Annotated in this window: 3 protein-coding genes and 1 pseudogene; 1 reads left to right on the top strand and 3 read right to left on the bottom strand. The window is 42.7% G+C overall.

What is annotated here, in order from left to right:
* Nucleotides 1–211: pseudogene (locus DSM107010_RS41000) on the top strand (hypothetical protein); the annotation flags it as partial.
* Between the two features lie 87 nt (nucleotides 212–298).
* On the opposite strand, the gene DSM107010_RS37645 reads toward DSM107010_RS41000, so the two are convergent.
* The 3 genes from DSM107010_RS37645 to DSM107010_RS37635 all read right to left on the bottom strand — a co-directional run bounded on the left by DSM107010_RS37645 (nucleotide 299) and on the right by DSM107010_RS37635 (nucleotide 1,555).
* A complete protein-coding gene (locus DSM107010_RS37645) occupies nucleotides 299–787 on the bottom strand; it encodes a PIN domain-containing protein (RefSeq protein ID WP_127025409.1) in 489 nt (162 codons plus the stop codon).
* Complete coding sequence (locus tag DSM107010_RS37640) at nucleotides 787–1,068, bottom strand: UPF0175 family protein (RefSeq protein ID WP_015154316.1); 282 nt, start codon at nucleotides 1,066–1,068, stop codon at nucleotides 787–789. The genes DSM107010_RS37645 and DSM107010_RS37640 overlap by 1 nt, the downstream gene beginning before the upstream one ends.
* 127 nt (nucleotides 1,069–1,195) lie before the next feature.
* Complete coding sequence (locus tag DSM107010_RS37635) at nucleotides 1,196–1,555, bottom strand: type II toxin-antitoxin system VapC family toxin (RefSeq protein ID WP_127025411.1); 360 nt, start codon at nucleotides 1,553–1,555, stop codon at nucleotides 1,196–1,198.
* Between the last annotated feature and the right edge of the window lie 76 nt (nucleotides 1,556–1,631).

Below are 1,631 nucleotides of genomic sequence, written 5' to 3'. Positions count from 1 at the left end.
GCTTGTTGAAACATCACAGCAATCGCAATCGCACTTCTATCCTATTCTAACAATTATCTACAACTGTAGTACTAGATGCAGTCTATTGGATCGCGTAGCACTCATCCAAGATTTAGAAGATCTTTTGGGAAGAAAAGTAGATGTGGCAACCGATCGAGGACTGCGGCAATGCTTGCGCGATCGCATTCTCAACGAGGCGTTGCTTTTGTGAGAGACGATCGACGATCGCATCCCTACTTTACTAAAGGGCGATCGCGCTATTGTAAAATCGCTTTTCTAAAGTTATAGTTCAGACGAATTATGGTTGCTCGTCCTTTTGGTACTGCTGCAAAAGAGACTGAATCAATTCTGGTGAAACTCGAAATGTGGTTTGTTGCAACCGCTCAATAGCAGTAGAAAAATCAATTCTTCTTTTCTCTGCCGCAGAACCAAGAATACCCAGCAAGCCAACAATCTCTAGCTCGAACTGGGTTGCTATGCGTCTTGCTGCCAAATCATCTAATAAAATCAAATCTGCTTTCAGTTGAAGGGCTAAGGTAATGGCTTCCTGCTCTCCCAAGTCTAACTGATTCAAGGCTGCATCAATTTCACCTGTAATGGCTTGCATCTCTAGCCAATCTGGAGGCTGTGCTATCCATTCTCGAACAACTAGGGGTGCAGCAGGTGCTAATAACTCATCGCGTACTCTTGGAGGAATAATTACTCGATTAAACAACTGCGGTAAAACTTCAATTTCTTCAATCAGTAGTAAATAGCACAGAGGCGAGGTATCCGAAACAACAATCATTACCGTTTTAGCTGCCCCTCTTGCTCTAGCCTCCGCATGGTTTGTATATCTTGTTCAAAGTCAGCTTCATCGTAATGTAGGTATACGCCCTTTTCTTTGAGAAACGCATCGACTTCTAAACGAGTAGACATCCCCAGCAATTCTCGCACTTTTCCAGCACTAATAGAGCCTTCTTGATAAGCCGCGATCGCCAGCATTTCTAGTAATTTCCGTTCTAAATTGCCCCATTTTGCTTCTAAAGAATGGGCGACATCATCCGGTAAAGCAATGTGAATTTGCATAAGTTTCTAGTGTAACGATCGTCTCAATATTGTATTGCGTTAGCTAGGAAACTGTATTGCTCTCATACATTTCACAAGCGATCGCACCCCAACTTTACCAACAGGCGGATCGCCAGCTACAACTTACTCACCAAACGACTATTTGGAGGTTTTCAACCTGTTGAAAATGGGCATCGCGTGTAACCAGTGTCAAACTATGCTGAAGCGCAAGTGCTGCAATCCAGATATCATTTTCAGGTAACGGTCTGCCTTTAAGACGCAATTTATTCTTAACTTCTCCGTAGTAACGAGCGGTTTGTGTATTACATCCAAGTACAGTAGTATTGGCTACCAACTCATCAATACGTGCTAAATTTTCGTTTGAGCGGCTCGATCGTCTTGCACCATAATACAGCTCACCAATGGCAATACTCGAAATAAAGACTTCATTTGCTCGTGCAAGATTGCTTTTGACTACTGCTTCATCTGCAAAAAGCGCAATAATGATAGAGCATTTTCTAGTCTACTGAGGTACAATAACAGCAATGAGTAAACCAGCCACGTAGATCTTCAACAGAGACTTG

The organism is Chroococcidiopsis cubana SAG 39.79, assembly GCF_003991895.1.
In the GTDB taxonomy this organism is placed as follows: domain Bacteria; phylum Cyanobacteriota; class Cyanobacteriia; order Cyanobacteriales; family Chroococcidiopsidaceae; genus Chroococcidiopsis; species Chroococcidiopsis thermalis.
Note: the sequence above shows the minus strand (reverse complement) of the source record. Positions and strands in the feature narration are given on the sequence as shown.

Coding starts and splice junctions, on each gene's coding strand:
- DSM107010_RS37645 (WP_127025409.1), bottom strand. CDS start 787: ATGATTGTTGTTTCGGATACCTCGCCTCTGTGCTATTTACTACTGATT.
- DSM107010_RS37640 (WP_015154316.1), bottom strand. CDS start 1,068: ATGCAAATTCACATTGCTTTACCGGATGATGTCGCCCATTCTTTAGAA.